Origin of the sequence: Coleofasciculus sp. D1-CHI-01 (assembly GCF_040218875.1) — a bacterium.
Classification (GTDB): Bacteria; Cyanobacteriota; Cyanobacteriia; order Cyanobacteriales; family Coleofasciculaceae; genus Coleofasciculus.
Genome location: NZ_JAVJQP010000059.1, coordinates 1 through 16,534 on the forward strand (window position 1 = coordinate 1; position 16,534 = coordinate 16,534).

The window sequence follows — 16,534 nt, forward strand, 5'->3', positions numbered from 1 at the left end:
TTTTCAGAATACTTTATATCATAAAAGCTGACCTCAAATCAAGGTACAGCAGGAACTCAAAGCAACTTTGAGTGTAAAAATATTTCAATTATTTGTTTTTATTTACAGGTAATTTATCATAATTACTCTAGAAGAGCCAGACTTTTTTGGACTCCTGCGTTCCTGGCATGAAAAAGCCAGGAGTCGCCAGCGCTGGAAAAAATTACGATTAATTATTGTCCATTCAACCGATGTGTACATCCGCTTAAATATTAATCAATCTCCCTTTAATGTCGGCTTACCCATAGAACTATCCGATTTTACCCCAGAACAGGTACAAACCTTTGCCCAATACCATGAACTCAAACCAAATATGAGTCTAATCCAACCCCTAATGCAGATGGTAGGGGGACATCCCTATCTCTTGGAGCAAGCCTTTACTCACCTGAAAAATCATCCAGAAATTACCCTAGAGCAGCTATTAGCAGAAGCCCCCACGGAATCCGGCATCTACAAGAGCCATTTGCGGGAAAACTGGTTACATCTGCAATCGCATCCCGAACTCGCTACAGCATTTAAACAGGTGGTAACCGCAACCCCCCCGATTCAACTGGAACCTATATCAGCCTATCAACTCCAAAGCCTGGGATTGATCAAACTATCAGGAAATCAAATAGAGCCGCATTGTAATTTATATCGTTTATATTTTCGTCAGTATTTAGGAGACATTGAATGAATACTGAACTCAACTCAACGTACAGGTATCAAATTGGTGGCAGTTTACCCCCAGATTCTTCAACCTACGTGGTGCGACAGGCAGACTCCGACTTATTTAACGCCTTATTAGCCGGGGAATATTGCTATGTTCTCAATTCCCGACAAATGGGTAAATCCTCGCTGCGAATCCGTACCATGGACAAACTACAAGCCCAAGGAATTGTCTGTGCCGAGATTGAACTGACTGGAATTGGAAGCCAACAAATTACGGCACAGCAATGGTACGGTGGGATTATTCAAGAACTGATCAGTGGTTTCGACTTGCCGATCAATCGACGCCATTGGTTACGCGATCGCGAGGATCTTTCCCCGGTACAACGGTTGAGTGAATTCATCGACACCCTGTTGCTGCACATTTCCCAAAATATCGTCATTTTTATCGATGAAATTGATAGTATTCTCAGCTTAACCTTCCTCACCGATGAATTTTTTGCTCTAATCCGCCACTGCTATGATAAGCGAGCCTCTAAACCTGACTATAAACGCCTCACTTTCGCTCTATTAGGCGTAGCCACGCCATCGGATTTAATCACAGATAAAAATGCTACTCCTTTTAACATTGGTCGCGCCATCGAACTCAGAGGCTTCCAATTCCATGAAAGTGGGGCTTTAGTCGCCGGATTGATGGGTCGATCTAATCATCCTCAAGCCCTGTTAAAAGAAATATTATATTGGACAGGAGGACAACCCTTTCTGACCCAGAAACTCTGTTGGCTTATCGCTCAATCTGGTTTCAATCACAGTCAGGGAGTTGACACTATTCCCCCTGGTGAAGAACCCAAATGGGTAGAACAGTTTGTACAAAAACAGATTGTCGAACATTGGGAAGCCCATGATGATCCAGAGCATCTAAAAACTATTCGCGATCGGATTTTGCGGAATGCTCGTGACAGTGAACGATTGCTATTATTATACCAAAAAATTATCCAATATGGAAAAATTGCCGCAATAAATTCTGATGAACAGATGGAATTACGGCTATCGGGAATAGTCACCAAACAAGAGGGTTATTTACGAGTTTATAATCCTATCTACAAATCCGTCTTTGATTTAAATTGGGTGAGTGCTAAACTAATCGCATTGAACTCATCTCCAATCCGGGTAGACAAAGCAACCAGCAAAAAGGCGAAAATACCCCAAGATATCAAGGAGATTGAACCGGAATCATGGAACAATCCGCCAGAAGCGATTCCGATTTTCCCAATTCCTCCATCTAAGAGGATGGTATTACCTGTAGACTCGCGGAAAGAACCGTGGTGGTGGGTTGGGTTAATGGTACTGATCGCCGCCAGTGCGATCGCGACGAGTCTGGTTTTAGGAGTGCGATCGCGCGGTGGGTTGGAGTCTTGGGAACTTCAAGTATTTGATCACCTGATGCGGTTACAACCCCAGGAAGAACCTGATGAACGACTCTTAATTGTGGAGATTACCGAAAAAGACGTTCAGGCTCAACCCGCTGAAGAACGAGTGGGTGCGTCTCTCTCAGATCGCGCCTTGGCTCAACTCCTGGCTAAATTAGAGTCTTATCAACCCCAAACCATTGGCTTAGACATTTATCGCGATCGCCCCGTAGATCCTAATTATTCCCAATTAGCCCAAGCCATGCAAAAGAGCGATCGCTTGTTTACCATTTGCCATTACGGTAATCCTGGGGTAGTACCGCCACCGGAGGTGTCAGGGGAACGACAAGGATTTAATAATGTTCTCCTGGATGCTGATGATATTCTGCGTCGTCATCTTCTCGCTGTTACTGACGCCTCACCCTGTCAAAATCAATATGCTTTTAGTATACAGGTTGCTGGTCATTACCTAGCTGCCCAAGGAATTGAGTCACACCTGAATTCCGACGGGTATCTTCAGCTTGGCTCAACCGTATTTAAAACCTTAGAAAAAAATACCGGAGGCTATTCTAATATTGATTCGGGTGGTCACCAAATCTTACTCAATTACCGCGCCACGAATCAGATTGCTGAGAAAATTACGCTCACTGACGTTCTCAATGGTCAACTCAATCCTGAACAGGTAAAAAATCGTATTGTTCTAATTGGTACCACCGCTCCCAGTTTTAACGATCATCGTTGGCTAACTCCCTACAGTAAAGGACAAGAAACCGTTCAAACCCTGACCGGAATAGAAATTCAAGCCCAGATGATCAGTCAAATTCTCGGTGCTGTTTTAGATCAGCGACCCCTGATCTGGTGGTGGTCAGAACCCATTGAAATTCTCTGGATTTGCTGCTGGTCTTTAATCGGCGGACTACTCGCCCAAACTTCTCGTTCACCACGAGGGTTTCTGGTTCGAGGCGGAGTCGCGATCGCTATTTTATACGGAAGCGGCTGGGTTCTTTTCCTGCAAGGGGGTTGGATACCCCTCGTTCCCGCCGCTTTAGCCTTGGTTATGACTGGAGGTATGCTGATAGTTTTCTCTCGATTTAATTTTTAGTTTGTAGTAAGCACGAAGCGTGCTTCTGGCACGCTTCGTACCTACTACAAAGCCAGCTTCAACAACATTCCTGTTATGACTGATTACTTTTTTGGGATAGTGGTGAAGAACCCGCTGGACATTGAATACTATTCTCCACCACTTCCGGTTGACTGGGAGGCGTTTGTGACGGTTGATTCGTTTGACAAATTTGATCACTCGTTGATTCTCCGGTGACAAACACTGCTCCGGTATAACTCCTTAAATCCGGTTTTTTGGCTTGCGCCGTAACCAGCGCCTCCTGTTGATTCGCGGAGACGATCTGATACTGGTAAGATTCAGGTTTTGATTGCAAGGGAATTGCCAACTCCTCGAAGCTAGAGGCAAATTTTTCATGTTGTAAATAGAAAATTTGTTGGCTTTTATTCACCGAATTAATAAACGATTTTGCCTCTAATTCTCCCGCTAAATCAATCGGGGGCAATGGTGAAGGTGTCAGGATAGTGTGGGTGGGTAAGATCGGTTGAGGTTCATTGGGAGATAGAGTAGATTTTGCGGTGTTTTGATTCTCTGAGACAGTTGACTCGCTATCGTTGGCGGTGTCTGGGGATGGAGAAGAAACCTGATTAGAAAACGGACGCTGTTGCCAATACACATAGAAAGGAGTCACCGCTACTCCAACAATCAGCAAGCCAACGGCTGCTATCCATTTGGCTTTTTTCCCGTTCAGCAGATTGAGCCAATTCGACTGAATTGGTTTTTTGGCTGGAGAGAAGGATTTAGAGGGATTGGAATTGGACGCAACCGCTCTCCGGGGAGTCGCCTCCGATTCATCCTTGATAATCTGCGTTGGTGCGTCCGGAGCATAATCCCATTGCGCCGTAGCATCTTGGTTATCAAGATTTGTCTCTGATGTGGGATTGTTGACCGCTGAATTTCGAGGATGTTTGCGCGATGTCGCTGCCGAATTTTCTCCGGTTCCGGTCAACGATTGGGCAGAATTTCTCATGCCCGACTGACCCGTTGCTCCGCTAGTTTTCTTTAACATCCGAGTGGGCATATCGGTCGATTTTGACTCTTGGGTTTTCCCCCGTTGCCCAAGAGTTCCTTTCCCGGAAGGGAATGTAATGATACCCGAATTGTAATGACTTAAATTATTCAGATCAGCCAGAACGGCTGTTACGGAACGGTAACGCTGACGGAAGTCATAGCGCACCATTTTATCAATTACATAACCAAGTCCTGGGCTAATATTCAGTTGATTGCGCCAGCTAAATTCACTGGTTTCAGGGTCTTGGGGCAAGTGTTTGGGGTGTAATCCGGTCAATGCTTGGAGACCAATCATCCCCACCGCATAGATATCACTGCTAAAGCGAGGTTTTCCGGCTAATTGTTCGTTGGGCATATACCCGGCTGAACCAATAGCAATCGTCAGCGCCGTTGGTTCATGGGTTTCCACGGGTTGAGTACTGATTTGTTTAACCGCGCCAAAATCAATTAAAACAATTTTATTATCGGATTTGCGTTTGATGATATTGGCAGGTTTAAGATCTCGGTGAATCACTTGATGCTGGTGAACAAATTCCAGAATCCTTAAAATCTCTTGTAATAGCCGAATAACCATTGCTTCTTTTAATGGCTTACCCTGGGGTAAAAGTTTAGAGAGACTATCACCTTCAATAAATTCTTGGACTAAATAAAATTCTTGATTTTCTTCAAAGTGAGCAAACAGTCGTGGAATTTGCTCATGGTTTCCTAATTTGTACAGAACCTCGGCTTCGGTATTAAATAAACGTCTTGCTGTCTGCAACATCGCCGGATCAGTGGTTTTTGGCTTCAGTTGCTTGACAACACACCAAGGATGACCTGGTAATTGTTGATCTTCTGAGAGAAAGGTGGTTCCAAACCCACCTGCCCCAAGCTGACGAATAACGCGGTAGCGCCCACTAAGTATAAGATCGGTCATGAGAGTTTTATCTAGGTTGTCAGCGTAAGCCATCTGATCCAACGAGACTGCAATTTGCACATTAATCTAACTTCATTGTCGCTGCTAATTCGGCAAGCTAACAATCAATCGGTGTTGAATGCATCACGAATTCCCTCCATGTTCGCTGTTCGCGCCTTTATTCACTCTATGGCATCCTAGCACCCAGTATCGGTCAAAGCGCTTTGTGAGCAAAGTGATCAGCGCTTCCTTGCTGACATTGGATTCGATAGAGTCCTGCACCCTTCCTTTTTTAGGATAATCGCAATCGGGTGATCATTGAAAGGCTTACTCTATCACCAGGTCTATCACGAGTACCCGATCGAGTATTCCCAGTTTGAGTGATCGCGGTGGCGATTGGCTTGAGTTCAGCCCTTGGCTGGCAATGATCTGGATCACTGCTTTTCAGTTGATTATCGATAGTAACTATCAGAATCAGTCCCAGATTGCTGCTGATAGGCTAGATACACGGCTTCCAGAAAGACATTTTCCGTCACCTTTTGAGGGACATTTTCCAGGGAAATGATGCCTTTGACCTGAGTTGCCAATTGTCGGCTTAACTGCGTGCGGGCTTCTGCTGTCATCCCTCCACGCCGTTGTAAGTACTCTCGAATGACGGCGAAATCATCGGGTAATAAGCGAGATAAATCAGCTTGAGTCTGGAGTTGATTTGCCAGAGTTGTGGCTGATTCCGATACCGAAAAGTTGGCAGCGGTAAGGGGTTGTTCTTCCTGAATCACTAAGGTTCCAGCAACCCAATCTCCAATCCGCTTTTCGCGTTTTCCTAAGGCGATGAAAAATACTCCCAGAAAAAATAAATCATCAACGGGTCGTAGTAAAGCTCGTAAAGTAGCTTGTTGAAGTCTCACAGGTCTGCCATCATCGCGAATGACGCGAATTTTCACATAGCGCTTTCCTGGCGTTTGCCCTTGCCATAAGGTTTCAAAGAAAACAAAGTAACCGACATAGATAAAAAAGTAAAGTAAGAGTTGGATAGAAACTAACCAAAGCTCTAACCGAGTTTCACTGCCGATTAAATCTTCAATAACACCAATAAATTGAATGGATAAAAATGCCCAAGCAATCAGGAAAATAATTAGAATTAATCCCCAGACAATATAGTCAATTAACAGGGCATAGGCTCGATTGCCGATTCCGGCGAGTGTGAATTCCAGTTCAACGCTTTCTGGGGTTTGCAGCGTGACTCGGTTAAAAAATCGCATGGTCAATAGAATTTATCAGTTTAACGTGAATGCCACTGACTGGTATGCTGGTGGGCAATGCCCACCCTACGGTATATCCTAGGTTTAGGCTATTTATTAATGCTGATTGAGCGTGCCATTCAGTTTAGCGTAGCTGCATTCCCAAACCTTCTCGACGACTGCGGAGGTCATAGTAAACCACAGCTTTAATGGCTTGCCAGAAGGGTAAGAGCAATGCACCACTTACTAATCCCAAAACATATCCCACAATAATTGAAAGTATTTGAAACCCCACTGACGTTGGATCTGCCGCTAAAACCGTCAATAAAACCCCCTGAAGTATACTGACAATGATTTGAACAATAATATAGATAGGGATTGAAATTAAAAAGGCAACAGTTAACGCCAAGAAAACTCTCCCCACATGATTTTTAGTCAAACTCCAACTCCGTTGGATAGTTTTACTTGCCGTTATATTTTCTTCTATAGCCAAGGGGACTTCATACATAAATAACCTTGTGAAAATTCGGATAATTAGACTTAATGCTATGCCGAATAGTATAATGGCTACCAATCCTAAAACGACTAATATTGCCATATTATCCTGTACGGAAACCGCCAGAAATCCACCCAGGATACCCAGAACTAAAGCAATGAGATAGAAGCCAATCCATATACCAAAATTTAAAAGTAAAAACAGGAGATAAGCCCGTAAAAAAATCCAGAGTTTAGGACTGACTTGACGGCGAGCATCTCTAGCGCTTTCGGGTTGATTGGTTAATTCACAAAAGGCTAATCGTGAAATAAGCGCCGAATTGACCATATATTTAGCCATGCCATAAAAAAACAGGACTAAACCCGCCGGAATCAGTAATCCTAAAATGGCTGGATTTGCTTGATCAGAAATTAACACCAGAGGAATAGGAATTAGGACGACAAATGGCAATAACGCCCACAACGTTGCTCGGCAAGCAATACCAAAATAGACTTTCAGGTGATCGCGATACAGCCGCAAGCCAGCGCTAACCACATTACCCACACTCAGGGGTACTATCTGTTGACGGGGGTCGGGATTCTGGGACATTGGCTAAACATCTCCTGATCGGTGAAATGCTGAATTTAAAGCTATCTTAAGCTAAGTTAGGCAGAATCTTCAGTGAAATTTCATGAATATTCAACGTTGGATTGCGCGGCGGGAACCCAATTGGAAGCGGTTGGATACTCTGTTGCGGCAAGTGGAAAAAAAAGGGTTAAAGTCATTACATGCGGGGGAAATCCGGGAACTGGCAAGTTTATATCGTTCGGTATCGGCGGATTTAGCCCGGGCAAGAACCAACCAGGTGGGAACGATCCTGGTGCAAGATTTACAACGGTTGACTTCTCGCGGCTATAACCAAATTTATCAAGGATCTCGACGTCAGGAATGGCAAGCGGTGTGGCAGTTTTGCCGTCGGGGGTTTCCAGAGATGGTGCAGCGCACCTGGGGTTACACCGCCATCGCTACAGGGATTTTTTTAGGGGCGGCGCTGGTGGCGTGGTGGTTGGCTTGGACTGATCCGGTATTCATGTCCCTGGTGGTTCCGGATCATTTGATCGAGAAGGTGCGCGATCGCGGAGAATTATGGATGGGTTCGATTGTGGGTATTGAACCCTTAGCCTCTAGCAATATTATGATTAACAATATCCGTGTCTCCTTTGGCGCGGTTGCGGGTGGCATTACGGCGGGTGCTTATACGATCTTCCTGATGGCATTCAACGGATTGCATATTGGTGCTGTCGCCACCTTAGTCGGTCAAAATAATTTGGCGTATCCCTTCTGGGCGTTTGTCTTCCCCCATGGTTCCCTGGAACTTCCCGCCATTTTCCTCGCCGGGGGTGCTGGCTTGTTAATCGGTCGCGGAATTCTGTTTCCTGGACACTATCGTCGGGTGGATGCGATTAAAGTGTATGGGTCTCAAGCCGCCCAATTAGTCTTTGGCATTGTGCCGATGCTAATTATTGCTGGGATCATTGAAGGTTTTTTCTCACCGAGTCCTCTGGTTCCAGATTTGATGAAATATGTGGCTGGTGTGGGACTGTTTACCCTTTTAGTTCTCTACTGTACTCGTCCCCTTCAGTCATAATCCATCTTAAAATAAGGAATTAGTAATTGTAACGGCATAATTTATGGCTTACTTCTGGTATAAGGCATTTCACTTAATTGGCATTGTTGTCTGGTTTGCTGGGTTATTCTACCTGGTGCGTCTTTTTGTCTATCACGCAGAAGCTTCTCAGGAAGCAGAACCCGCGCAAACGATTCTGAAAAATCAATACCAAATCATGGAGAAACGGCTCTACAACATCATTACCACACCGGGAATGGTGGTGACGGTTGCCATGGCAATTGGTCTACTCACGACTGAACCAGAGGTTTTAAAATCCGGTTGGATGCACGCGAAGCTGGGGTTCGTCTTAGTCTTGCTGGCGTATCATTTTTACTGTGGTCGGTTGATGCGACGGTTAGCCTCTGGAGACTGTCAATGGACGGGTCAGCAGTTCCGCGCCCTCAATGAAGCCCCCACTGTCCTACTCGTGGCGATTGTTTTACTGGCTGTATTTAAGAATAGTTTACCCACGGATATTACTGCTTGGGGCATCTTTGCTCTGGTGATTGCGATGGCAGCATCGATTCAACTATACGCGAAAAAACGGAAGCGGGATAAGGAAAAACGTCTGGCAGAAGCCTCCTCAGCCACCAGCGACGAGATGACTAAACAGGTATCGGCTTAAAGGATCATTTCAGTAACACTCTTCTATAGCAGGATACATATCGCTAAGGACAAACCAACTGTGGTAGAGACGTTCTGCCGGAACGTCTCTTCTAGTTAAGAAGAGTAAACATTGGGATTAACAATTCCTGATCTTTTGTGGAAAACTAACGAGTTTCTGTGGAAAAGTAGCAATATCTGTGGAAAAGTCAGGCTTTTTCCAGGGCTTCTGAGGGGTTAAAAGGTAATCCGATCCGACTCGTAAGCTGGAGGTTCGACATGAATCAACACGCGCACTGGATTAAAGCGTTCTTCTAATCGATCCTCCACAGCCTCGGTAATTTGGTGGGCGGTTTCCACGTCTTTAGCATCAACAATCAGATGCATTTCAATGAAGACTTGACGCCCCAAGACGCCACGAGAGGCGATATCATGGCAGTTGATGACTCCAGGAACTTGGATAACAATCCCTTGAATTGCTTCGGGTGCGATCGCGACTTTATCGACTAACCAGGGTAAGTTATCGGTTAACACTTCCCAGCCACTGCGAAAGACTAACAGGGCGACAGGAAAGGCAAGAATCACATCTAACCATTGGAGTTGGGGCAGATTCCACACTCGTCCTTGCCAGATACCAATCAATCCCGCTAAAACTGTAATCGTGACCCAGACATCACTCATCGTGTGTTGAGCATCCGCTATCAAAATCGCACTTCCCACCCGCTTCCCCACATTTCTTTCATAGAAGGTGACGAAAATGTTCACGCCTAAGACAATCACCAGTAACCACAACTCCAACCCAGAAATTGTGATTGGTGTCAAACCATCCATAATCCTCTCGATGGTGCCTTTGAGAATTTCCAAACAAGCAATGCCTAAAAACGCCGCAATCCCCAAAGCGCCTACGGCTTCAAACTTCTGATGACCATAGGGATGTTCGCGATCGGGATGAGGAGACGAAAATCGATTCGCCACTAAACCCAAAACATTATTGGCACTATCGGTGACACTGTGTAACGCATCAGCTTGTAAGCTCAAAGACCCGGTTAAAATGCCGACAATGGCTTTCAATGCCATCACGAATACATTCAACAGCAGGGTAATCAGCAAAACCTTGCGAACTTCAGCACGTTTGTCGGCTGGCATTATGGTTGCCCCTCGATAAGGAATTTCCCCTATCCTTAGTTTAGTCAGGAAAATGACTCAAACCCTTGTCCTTTAATGCTTTTAATTCTCTAAGCTCCCTAAATTTTTGTCGGCTTCTTGAGAGCTTTTCTAGGAATTGTGTGCCAAAACGTCTCATTCTTTGGTAGATTTTCGGAGGGACTCAATTACCATCTTCTATCAGTAAGCGCTCGTTATTAAGATTTATTGCTCATGGTTCCAGCTCAACTCACCCTCAATCTGGCTCAAGGGTCTGTATCATTCAAATTTACGCCGGAAGCTGCCCAAAACTTACAAAAGGCACTCGCCCAACTTGTACAAACTTTAAAAGCTACGGCTCAAGCCCCAGGCAGTACCAGCAAGCCTAGTCCGCAAAAACCAATAGAGTACCAATATACTGGGGATGTTTTCTTGGAAATTTTCTGCAATCCCAATATTTACCCCAGTCCCTTTGCGGCTAAAGTTCTGATCACACTGCGGGATGAACGCATCCGTTTGAGTACGGAAGCTGAACTGACTCGGGTGATTGAGGATGTCAATCAGTATCTAGAGCAAGTTGGATGACGAGTTCAGGCAGGACAGCTTTACATATTGTAAAATAGGCAAGGGTTTTAGATCTTAGTCCGAATTTTAGGGCTTAAGGGGCTTTCCCAGCAGAATATGCCCGTGCCAAGTACAAAATTATGAGTTCTAACAATATCCAAGACGTTTTACAAACTGGCTTTCGTGTATCGTTGGGGGCTACCACTTCCCTGATCGAAAGCCTCCAGGATCAGCAAAAGCGGGAAGAAAATCTGTCCTTGCTCAACTTAGACTTCAACCAACAGGTTGCTGAGTTCTCGAAAAAAGGCGAGAAAACCGAGCAAGAGGCTCAACGCTTGATTGGACAGATGTTCAGCCAAATGAACCAACCAACAGACTCAGCTACACCATCAACATCTGGCGATAGCGGTTCAACCCCACCAACGGGAACCACGTCTAGAAGTACCCAACAAGAACTTGAAGAACTGACGGTGCAAATTGCTCTGATCCGCACTGAGTTGGAGCAGATGCGTAATCCCGACTCGAACCAATAATAAGTAGGGGCTGCTGAATCAGTCTTGCTGTGGCGTTAGGAAGCAGGGGGAGCTGGGGGAGCTGGGGGAGCTGGGGAAGCAGGGGGAGCTGGGGAAGCAGGGGGAGCAATAGTACATTTTCCCTGATAGCGGTGCAAGGGTTTCAAAGGGTTTAACCCTTTTTCCTTGAACAGGAGCAAATATCAATGCCACTCAAAGCATCGATAGCTAAGGGTTTGGGAGTTGTGCAGCAAGCTCTAGTTAGGGGATCAGTTTTCAGAAGTTAGTAAGGGCGCATGTCTATGCGCCCCTACTATTTTTCGGTTATTCAAATTTTAATATGCAATTACACTGGTGCTTTGTTAAGCGGTCTCCTTTTTTAAGGGTTGTATCAGGAGCAATAGCTAGGGCTGAAGCCTAATGAGGAAAGGGTTTGCCACACTAAATCCGTACTTGTCCTTGACTCGGCAATTCATCAATGACACAACCAATGACAACGAACCGTAAACGTTCGTTTACGGAGCAAATTTTTCCAACTCCCTATATATAAGCGCCGAGCCAAAATCCTTTTCAACTGAGGCTATCTAATCATTTTCCCATTCTTCGGAACCAATTAAATCACCAATACGGTCTCTCAGCAAGAAATCGCACAGCTCTAGTTCGCATTCGACACAAACCCATTCGCGAGCGGGAATGTATTGACAGAGAACGTAGATGGGTTGCTGACGGCTGACTACTCCTTTCTCCACGAGTTGACGTGCTTCTTCTTGAATCACATCAATGGAATATCGAATCGAGGGAGTAGAGGGAGCAGAGGGAGCAGAGGGAGTAGAGGGAACAGTTTGCAGACTCATCGGACTCATAGATACCATCCTGACTAAACATCGTACTACGTTCTAACTATAAACGAATTTGGCTAGCCTGAAAAGGTATCTCGTTCCGTATAGGAGGTTACAAATTTATTCAATTTATGAATAAAAATTACCAAAGATAAAAATTATATCCCCGTCGGCTAGCTACCGATTACAGGCTGAAACCCTAGTCATGCGGTTAATTTAGAGAATTGACACTCATACCGTCTCTGAGAAAGGGATCGGGATCGCGGCAAACCAATTAATAAAACTTAAATAAATTCTGTTAACCCATAACCAGATTCAATCTGATCAAATAATACCTTAAGTGCGATCGCCTGCGCCTCTGGCATCTGTCCGTAGGAGTAAACATAAGGCGTTTGGGCGGGGAGATGGGGTAGGAACTGTTCTAGGGTGTAGGGGCTACCATAAATCACCAATGCCTCTAATATTTGATTTTTTAATAAGTGTTGTAGCCAATCCGTCGCCACGGCGGTTAACCCAGCCGTATTCCGAAACGGATTACCGCGAATAAAAAGCTGTAGCAGCGTGGGAATTAGCCGATCATTCTCCTCCCTGGATATCCCTGGCGTATGGCGATCCACCCATTGCAGTTGGTAGCCAAACTGTTGAGGGATAGTCACGGCTGGAGCATTTCGCCCCAAAACATCACAGGTGAGAAGATCATCCACAATAATTAAGTTACGTCCCTGGGAGCTATTGGCAAGGGGTTTTGAGCGCAGGGGAAGGGAACCGCCAACCTGTTGAGAATCGCGGAGGATCTGAGTAACCGTCTGCATCGCCGTCGGTTGAGCCAGATGATTCAGAAATGATAACGGTTGAGATGGCTCACTCTGGCGTACTGGTACTTCTGCACCTGCATTAATTTTTGTCTTCGCCTGCCAAATTCGTTCAACAGATGCCAGAATGCGATCGCGGGAAATTCGTCCCGCCGTTACCGCCTCACAGATGGCTTGAATCGTTGTTTCTGGGTTAACGGGCATAAGTAAAATATCCGCCCCCGCTTCCACCGCTTTTACCGGGGCTTCCGTTGCGCCATAACGATTGGCGATCGCACCCATAATTAAAGCATCGGTGACAATCAACCCTTCAAACCCCAACTCTTGGCGCAGCACTTGGGTTAAAACTTTTTCCGATAACGTCGCTGGAAATTGCTCATCCAAGCTAGGGATCAACAGATGAGCCGTCATCACCGCATCCACACCCGCCGCCATCGCCGCTTGAAACGGGGGAAACTCGATCTCGGCTAATCGCGATCGCGAATGAGATAATATCGGTAAATTTAAATGAGAATCGATCGCCGTATCCCCATGACCAGGGAAATGTTTCGCCGTCGTTAATACTGGATAGTCTTGTGTCCCCCGGATAAACTGACAAGCCAACTGACTCACCGTTTCCGGCGTATCCGCAAACGCCCGCACATTAATTACCGGGTTTTGCGGGTTATTATTCACATCAACGACAGGTGCGAGAATCCAGTTAATCCCAATCGCTAAGGCTTCTTGAGCCGTAATTGCCCCCTTTTTTAGAGCATAGTATTGGGCTTGATCCAGATTCTCACAGGCAATCGCCCCCATTGCCATCGGTGGCGGAAACGAAGTCGCCCCCGCAAAGCGTTGACCGACTCCTTCTTCAATATCAGCGGCAATCAATAAGGGAATTGGGGCATACTCTTGTAATTGTCGCGATCGCAGCGCCAGTTCTCCAGCACTCGCACCCAGTAAAATCACACCGCCCACGCCCCAATCCTGTATCCAATGCTGCAATTTAGCGGCTGGAGGTTCCCAAGCCGGATACTGAATTTGGTGGTCAAACAGGTAGCCAGACGCCCGCACCACCACCATCTGCGCTACCTGTTGCGCCAAGGAGAGAGACTGAATATCGGGTAAGGAATTCATATCATGTTTGGTTGAGCAAGGTGGCAAGTTAGACGGACATGATATCACTCGTTTTCTGCCTCAAACTGATCATCGAGTCCCTTACGGCGACGTTCTTGTGAGAGTTGATTCAATAGTGTCAACATACGAGCGCCACGTTCTAAGCCTCGATCTTCAATAAAGACGACCTCTGGGGTACGACGCAAGCGCACCCGCCGACCTAATTCGCGGCGGACAAAACCTGTCGCTGATTGTAAACCTGCCATCGTTTCCGATTTTGCCTCTTCAGTGCCGTAGATTGAGACATAAATTTTGGCATGTTGCAAGTCACCCGAAACATCGACATCAGTAACACTGACCATTCCAGCACCAACACGGTCATCTTTGATATCGTGCAATAACATTTGACTGACTTCCTGCTGAATCAGCGAGGAAACCCTAGACACACGGCGATTTGTAGCCATAACGCCCCCTTTACTAAGTAGTCATTCGTCATACTCGCTTCGCGAGAAGCAAGCTACGTCATTTGTCATTTGTAATCCGCTCCCTCAGCTTCCCCAGCTCCCAGACGTAGCATGCTACGTCTCTACATGCTTCCCCAGCTTCCCCAGCTTCCCCAGCTCCCCCAGCTCCCTCACTCCCTAATCTCCTAAACTGGATTCAGTCCTAGCATGGCACGGAGGGTGAAAACTAGGAACAGAAACGTCCCCACGACCAAACCCACGAGCGCGATCGCACTGACTGGATTACTCAGGACTGGCTTAAAGCGTTCAAATAAGGCAAAGAAGATGCCCAAGGATATACTAATCAGGTAACGGGGATATCGGCTAATGTTTTGCAAAAAGTCTTTCATTATCTCCTACCTCTAGTTCAATTTTCCCTTTTAACTGTATCTTGGAGTTCTCAGACATACCATGGCATGTCTGGAACATGGCTGCCGTTAGCACAGAGGCAGAAACATCTGCCATTATGCACTATATCTTATTTCTCTGAACCTCTAGCTTGAGGCGGTTATTGATTTATAGAAGTAAACTTTTTGATAGAAGCCGCCGCCTCTTCAGGTTTCCCCGATGAGGGAAACACTAAAATGCTCTTTATTTCGCTGTTATTCACCAGTTCTTTTAAACGATACAACTGCTGATCAGAAATGGAAACTCCTGCATAATTTTCGGCATAGTCTAGCTCTTTCTCAAAATTGTCGTCGTTATAGATTTGAATAAAAGCTCGATCGACATCCCAGTTTTTCCAATCTGCCGCAAAATAGCGTTTACTCCAATAAGGATTATGATGGCAAAGGTCAAAACTCACGGCTGGGTTAGCTTTCTTCATGTCAGCGATCATTTGCTGGACAAAATTCGTCAAATGGGTCGTGCGATCGATTTTTCCAGGTAAGTCAGCATGATAGCCTAGGTAATCATCCCACTGCACAGCATCAATAGTCGGGTACTTTTGCACAAACTCAACTAATATCTTTTTGAAAAAGTTCGCCACCTCTGGCAGTTCTACATCCAATAAATAGTGGTCAATTCCTGCGTAGGTTTTATCCACCCCAGGCACAATCCATCGTTGAGCGATCGCTCGGTCAAAAATTGGACTATTTTTGTCAATTTTAATTCCCTTCTCAAAATAGGCGTGAACTTCCATTCCCTGCTTATGCGCCTCATCAATCAACCACTCTAACCATTGGTCTTGAAACTGATTGGGACAACTGTTGTATCCGAAAGTTTGCTGCATTATCTCACTGGGATACATGGTGCAACCATTTCCCCATACTCCATGAATAATGGTATTGATTCCTTGAGCGCGATAATAACGGACTCGTTCACGAATCATTTTTTCGGTCGCATTATTCGTGGCTTGATACCGACTTAAATAAATTCCCCGGATTTCCTTTTTTTGCCAAGGCGTTTGAGGGGATGGGGATGGTTTGGGGGTGGTGGGTAATGATGAAGCTTGGGGATTGGGTGTTGGTGTCTTAGTCGGACTAGCGGATTCTACGGGAGAAACAGCAACCGATGCGCTTGGACTAGGAGTAGGAATCACATTAGTCGGGGTTGGGGGTTGAGGATTCGATGGAGTGGGTTGTTGCTGATTTTGTTGATTATTTGGCAAAAATTGGCTGATATTGAGATGAGCCAGTAGAGTGTCTCGCTGCATAAATCCCCAATAACCAGCACCGAACAAAACGAGGATTAATGAAAATGGAATAGAAGCACATCCACATCCCTTCTTTTCTTGTTTAGGGGGCATAGCAATACTGTTTAATGGTTTAATGATGACACAGCTTGGAGAAAGAGATTCTGGTTGCAGTTGCTATAGGGGATGAGGAGCAACCAACTAGAAACCTATATCTACTTACTCCTAGCTTAACTCATGGCTTCGTTGACTCATTCTCGGTTGCGATCGCGTTCTTCACCCCATTGGGAGAATGTCAGGGAACGTTGAGGAGAGGGTGA

14 protein-coding genes and 1 pseudogene are annotated in these 16,534 nt (G+C 45.6%); 6 read left to right on the top strand and 9 right to left on the bottom strand.

Annotated elements, in window-relative coordinates; translation table 11 throughout:
- Positions 1-139: 139 nt before the first annotated feature.
- Both RIB93_RS11760 and RIB93_RS11765 read left to right on the top strand, forming a co-directional pair.
- A pseudogene (locus tag RIB93_RS11760) lies at positions 140-715 on the top strand (AAA-like domain-containing protein); the annotation flags it as partial.
- Entirely contained in the window at positions 712-3,198 is a 2,487-nt protein-coding gene (locus tag RIB93_RS11765) for a CHASE2 domain-containing protein (RefSeq protein WP_446372961.1), read from the top strand. The pseudogene RIB93_RS11760 and the gene RIB93_RS11765, both read left to right, overlap by 4 nt.
- Before the next feature lie 73 nt (positions 3,199-3,271).
- Here the strand turns inward: RIB93_RS11765 and RIB93_RS11770 are convergent, their stop codons facing one another.
- From RIB93_RS11770 to RIB93_RS11780, 3 genes are all read right to left on the bottom strand, one after another.
- Positions 3,272-5,143 carry a protein kinase domain-containing protein gene (locus tag RIB93_RS11770; RefSeq protein WP_446372962.1) on the bottom strand — a complete coding sequence of 624 codons (1,872 nt, stop codon included), beginning with the start codon at positions 5,141-5,143 and terminating at the stop codon, positions 3,272-3,274.
- Positions 5,144-5,574: 431 nt separating this feature from the next.
- Entirely contained in the window at positions 5,575-6,384 is an 810-nt protein-coding gene (locus tag RIB93_RS11775; protein WP_446372988.1) for an RDD family protein, read from the bottom strand.
- A 124-nt stretch (positions 6,385-6,508) separates the two neighbouring features.
- Positions 6,509-7,447 carry a DUF975 domain-containing protein gene (locus tag RIB93_RS11780; RefSeq protein WP_446372963.1) on the bottom strand — a complete coding sequence of 313 codons (939 nt, stop codon included), beginning with the start codon at positions 7,445-7,447 and terminating at the stop codon, positions 6,509-6,511.
- A gap of 82 nt (positions 7,448-7,529) precedes the next feature.
- Here RIB93_RS11780 and RIB93_RS11785 point away from each other — a divergent pair, with 82 nt between their 5' ends.
- Entirely contained in the window at positions 7,530-8,486 is a 957-nt protein-coding gene (locus RIB93_RS11785; RefSeq protein ID WP_446372964.1) for a stage II sporulation protein M, read from the top strand.
- A gap of 43 nt (positions 8,487-8,529) precedes the next feature.
- On the top strand, positions 8,530-9,132 hold the full coding sequence (gene hemJ, locus RIB93_RS11790; protein WP_446372965.1) for a protoporphyrinogen oxidase HemJ: 603 nt from the start codon (positions 8,530-8,532) through the stop codon (positions 9,130-9,132).
- A 215-nt stretch (positions 9,133-9,347) separates the two neighbouring features.
- Here the strand turns inward: hemJ and RIB93_RS11795 are convergent, their stop codons facing one another.
- Complete coding sequence (locus RIB93_RS11795) at positions 9,348-10,256, bottom strand: cation diffusion facilitator family transporter (RefSeq protein ID WP_446372966.1); 909 nt, start codon at positions 10,254-10,256, stop codon at positions 9,348-9,350.
- A gap of 231 nt (positions 10,257-10,487) precedes the next feature.
- Here RIB93_RS11795 and RIB93_RS11800 point away from each other — a divergent pair, with 231 nt between their 5' ends.
- Positions 10,488-10,838 carry a hypothetical protein gene (locus RIB93_RS11800; protein WP_006100292.1) on the top strand — a complete coding sequence of 117 codons (351 nt, stop codon included), beginning with the start codon at positions 10,488-10,490 and terminating at the stop codon, positions 10,836-10,838.
- Positions 10,839-10,957: 119 nt separating this feature from the next.
- Complete coding sequence (locus RIB93_RS11805) at positions 10,958-11,350, top strand: hypothetical protein (RefSeq protein ID WP_446372967.1); 393 nt, start codon at positions 10,958-10,960, stop codon at positions 11,348-11,350.
- Between the two features lie 563 nt (positions 11,351-11,913).
- Here the strand turns inward: RIB93_RS11805 and RIB93_RS11810 are convergent.
- From RIB93_RS11810 to RIB93_RS11830, 5 genes are all read right to left on the bottom strand, one after another.
- Positions 11,914-12,192 carry a DUF4327 family protein gene (locus tag RIB93_RS11810; protein WP_446372968.1) on the bottom strand — a complete coding sequence of 93 codons (279 nt, stop codon included), beginning with the start codon at positions 12,190-12,192 and terminating at the stop codon, positions 11,914-11,916.
- A gap of 260 nt (positions 12,193-12,452) precedes the next feature.
- Positions 12,453-14,099: a glycoside hydrolase family 3 protein gene (locus tag RIB93_RS11815; protein WP_446372969.1), complete on the bottom strand. Its 1,647-nt coding sequence runs from the start codon at positions 14,097-14,099 to the stop codon at positions 12,453-12,455.
- 44 nt (positions 14,100-14,143) lie between these two features.
- On the bottom strand, positions 14,144-14,542 hold the full coding sequence (gene rbfA / locus RIB93_RS11820; RefSeq protein WP_006100005.1) for a 30S ribosome-binding factor RbfA: 399 nt from the start codon (positions 14,540-14,542) through the stop codon (positions 14,144-14,146).
- Between the two features lie 185 nt (positions 14,543-14,727).
- The gene (locus RIB93_RS11825; RefSeq protein ID WP_446351858.1) at positions 14,728-14,931 is read right to left on the bottom strand and encodes a DUF751 domain-containing protein; all 204 of its coding nucleotides are present in this window, start codon (positions 14,929-14,931) and stop codon (positions 14,728-14,730) included.
- A 158-nt stretch (positions 14,932-15,089) separates the two neighbouring features.
- On the bottom strand, positions 15,090-16,328 hold the full coding sequence (locus RIB93_RS11830) for a family 10 glycosylhydrolase (protein WP_446372970.1): 1,239 nt from the start codon (positions 16,326-16,328) through the stop codon (positions 15,090-15,092).
- Positions 16,329-16,534 lie beyond the last annotated feature (206 nt).

What these genes read in the sequence shown, in the direction of transcription:
- RIB93_RS11780 (WP_446372963.1), bottom strand. Translation starts at nt 7,447, where the DNA reads ATGTCCCAGAATCCCGACCCCCGTCAACAGATAGTACCCCTGAGTGTG.
- rbfA (WP_006100005.1), bottom strand. Translation starts at nt 14,542, where the DNA reads ATGGCTACAAATCGCCGTGTGTCTAGGGTTTCCTCGCTGATTCAGCAG.
- RIB93_RS11810 (WP_446372968.1), bottom strand. Translation starts at nt 12,192, where the DNA reads ATGAGTCCGATGAGTCTGCAAACTGTTCCCTCTACTCCCTCTGCTCCC.
- RIB93_RS11775 (WP_446372988.1), bottom strand. Translation starts at nt 6,384, where the DNA reads ATGCGATTTTTTAACCGAGTCACGCTGCAAACCCCAGAAAGCGTTGAA.
- RIB93_RS11825 (WP_446351858.1), bottom strand. Translation starts at nt 14,931, where the DNA reads ATGAAAGACTTTTTGCAAAACATTAGCCGATATCCCCGTTACCTGATT.
- RIB93_RS11815 (WP_446372969.1), bottom strand. Translation starts at nt 14,099, where the DNA reads ATGAATTCCTTACCCGATATTCAGTCTCTCTCCTTGGCGCAACAGGTA.
- RIB93_RS11795 (WP_446372966.1), bottom strand. Translation starts at nt 10,256, where the DNA reads ATGCCAGCCGACAAACGTGCTGAAGTTCGCAAGGTTTTGCTGATTACC.
- RIB93_RS11805 (WP_446372967.1), top strand. Translation starts at nt 10,958, where the DNA reads ATGAGTTCTAACAATATCCAAGACGTTTTACAAACTGGCTTTCGTGTA.
- RIB93_RS11785 (WP_446372964.1), top strand. Translation starts at nt 7,530, where the DNA reads ATGAATATTCAACGTTGGATTGCGCGGCGGGAACCCAATTGGAAGCGG.
- RIB93_RS11800 (WP_006100292.1), top strand. Translation starts at nt 10,488, where the DNA reads ATGGTTCCAGCTCAACTCACCCTCAATCTGGCTCAAGGGTCTGTATCA.
- hemJ (WP_446372965.1), top strand. Translation starts at nt 8,530, where the DNA reads ATGGCTTACTTCTGGTATAAGGCATTTCACTTAATTGGCATTGTTGTC.
- RIB93_RS11830 (WP_446372970.1), bottom strand. Translation starts at nt 16,328, where the DNA reads ATGCCCCCTAAACAAGAAAAGAAGGGATGTGGATGTGCTTCTATTCCA.
- RIB93_RS11765 (WP_446372961.1), top strand. Translation starts at nt 712, where the DNA reads ATGAATACTGAACTCAACTCAACGTACAGGTATCAAATTGGTGGCAGT.
- RIB93_RS11770 (WP_446372962.1), bottom strand. Translation starts at nt 5,143, where the DNA reads ATGACCGATCTTATACTTAGTGGGCGCTACCGCGTTATTCGTCAGCTT.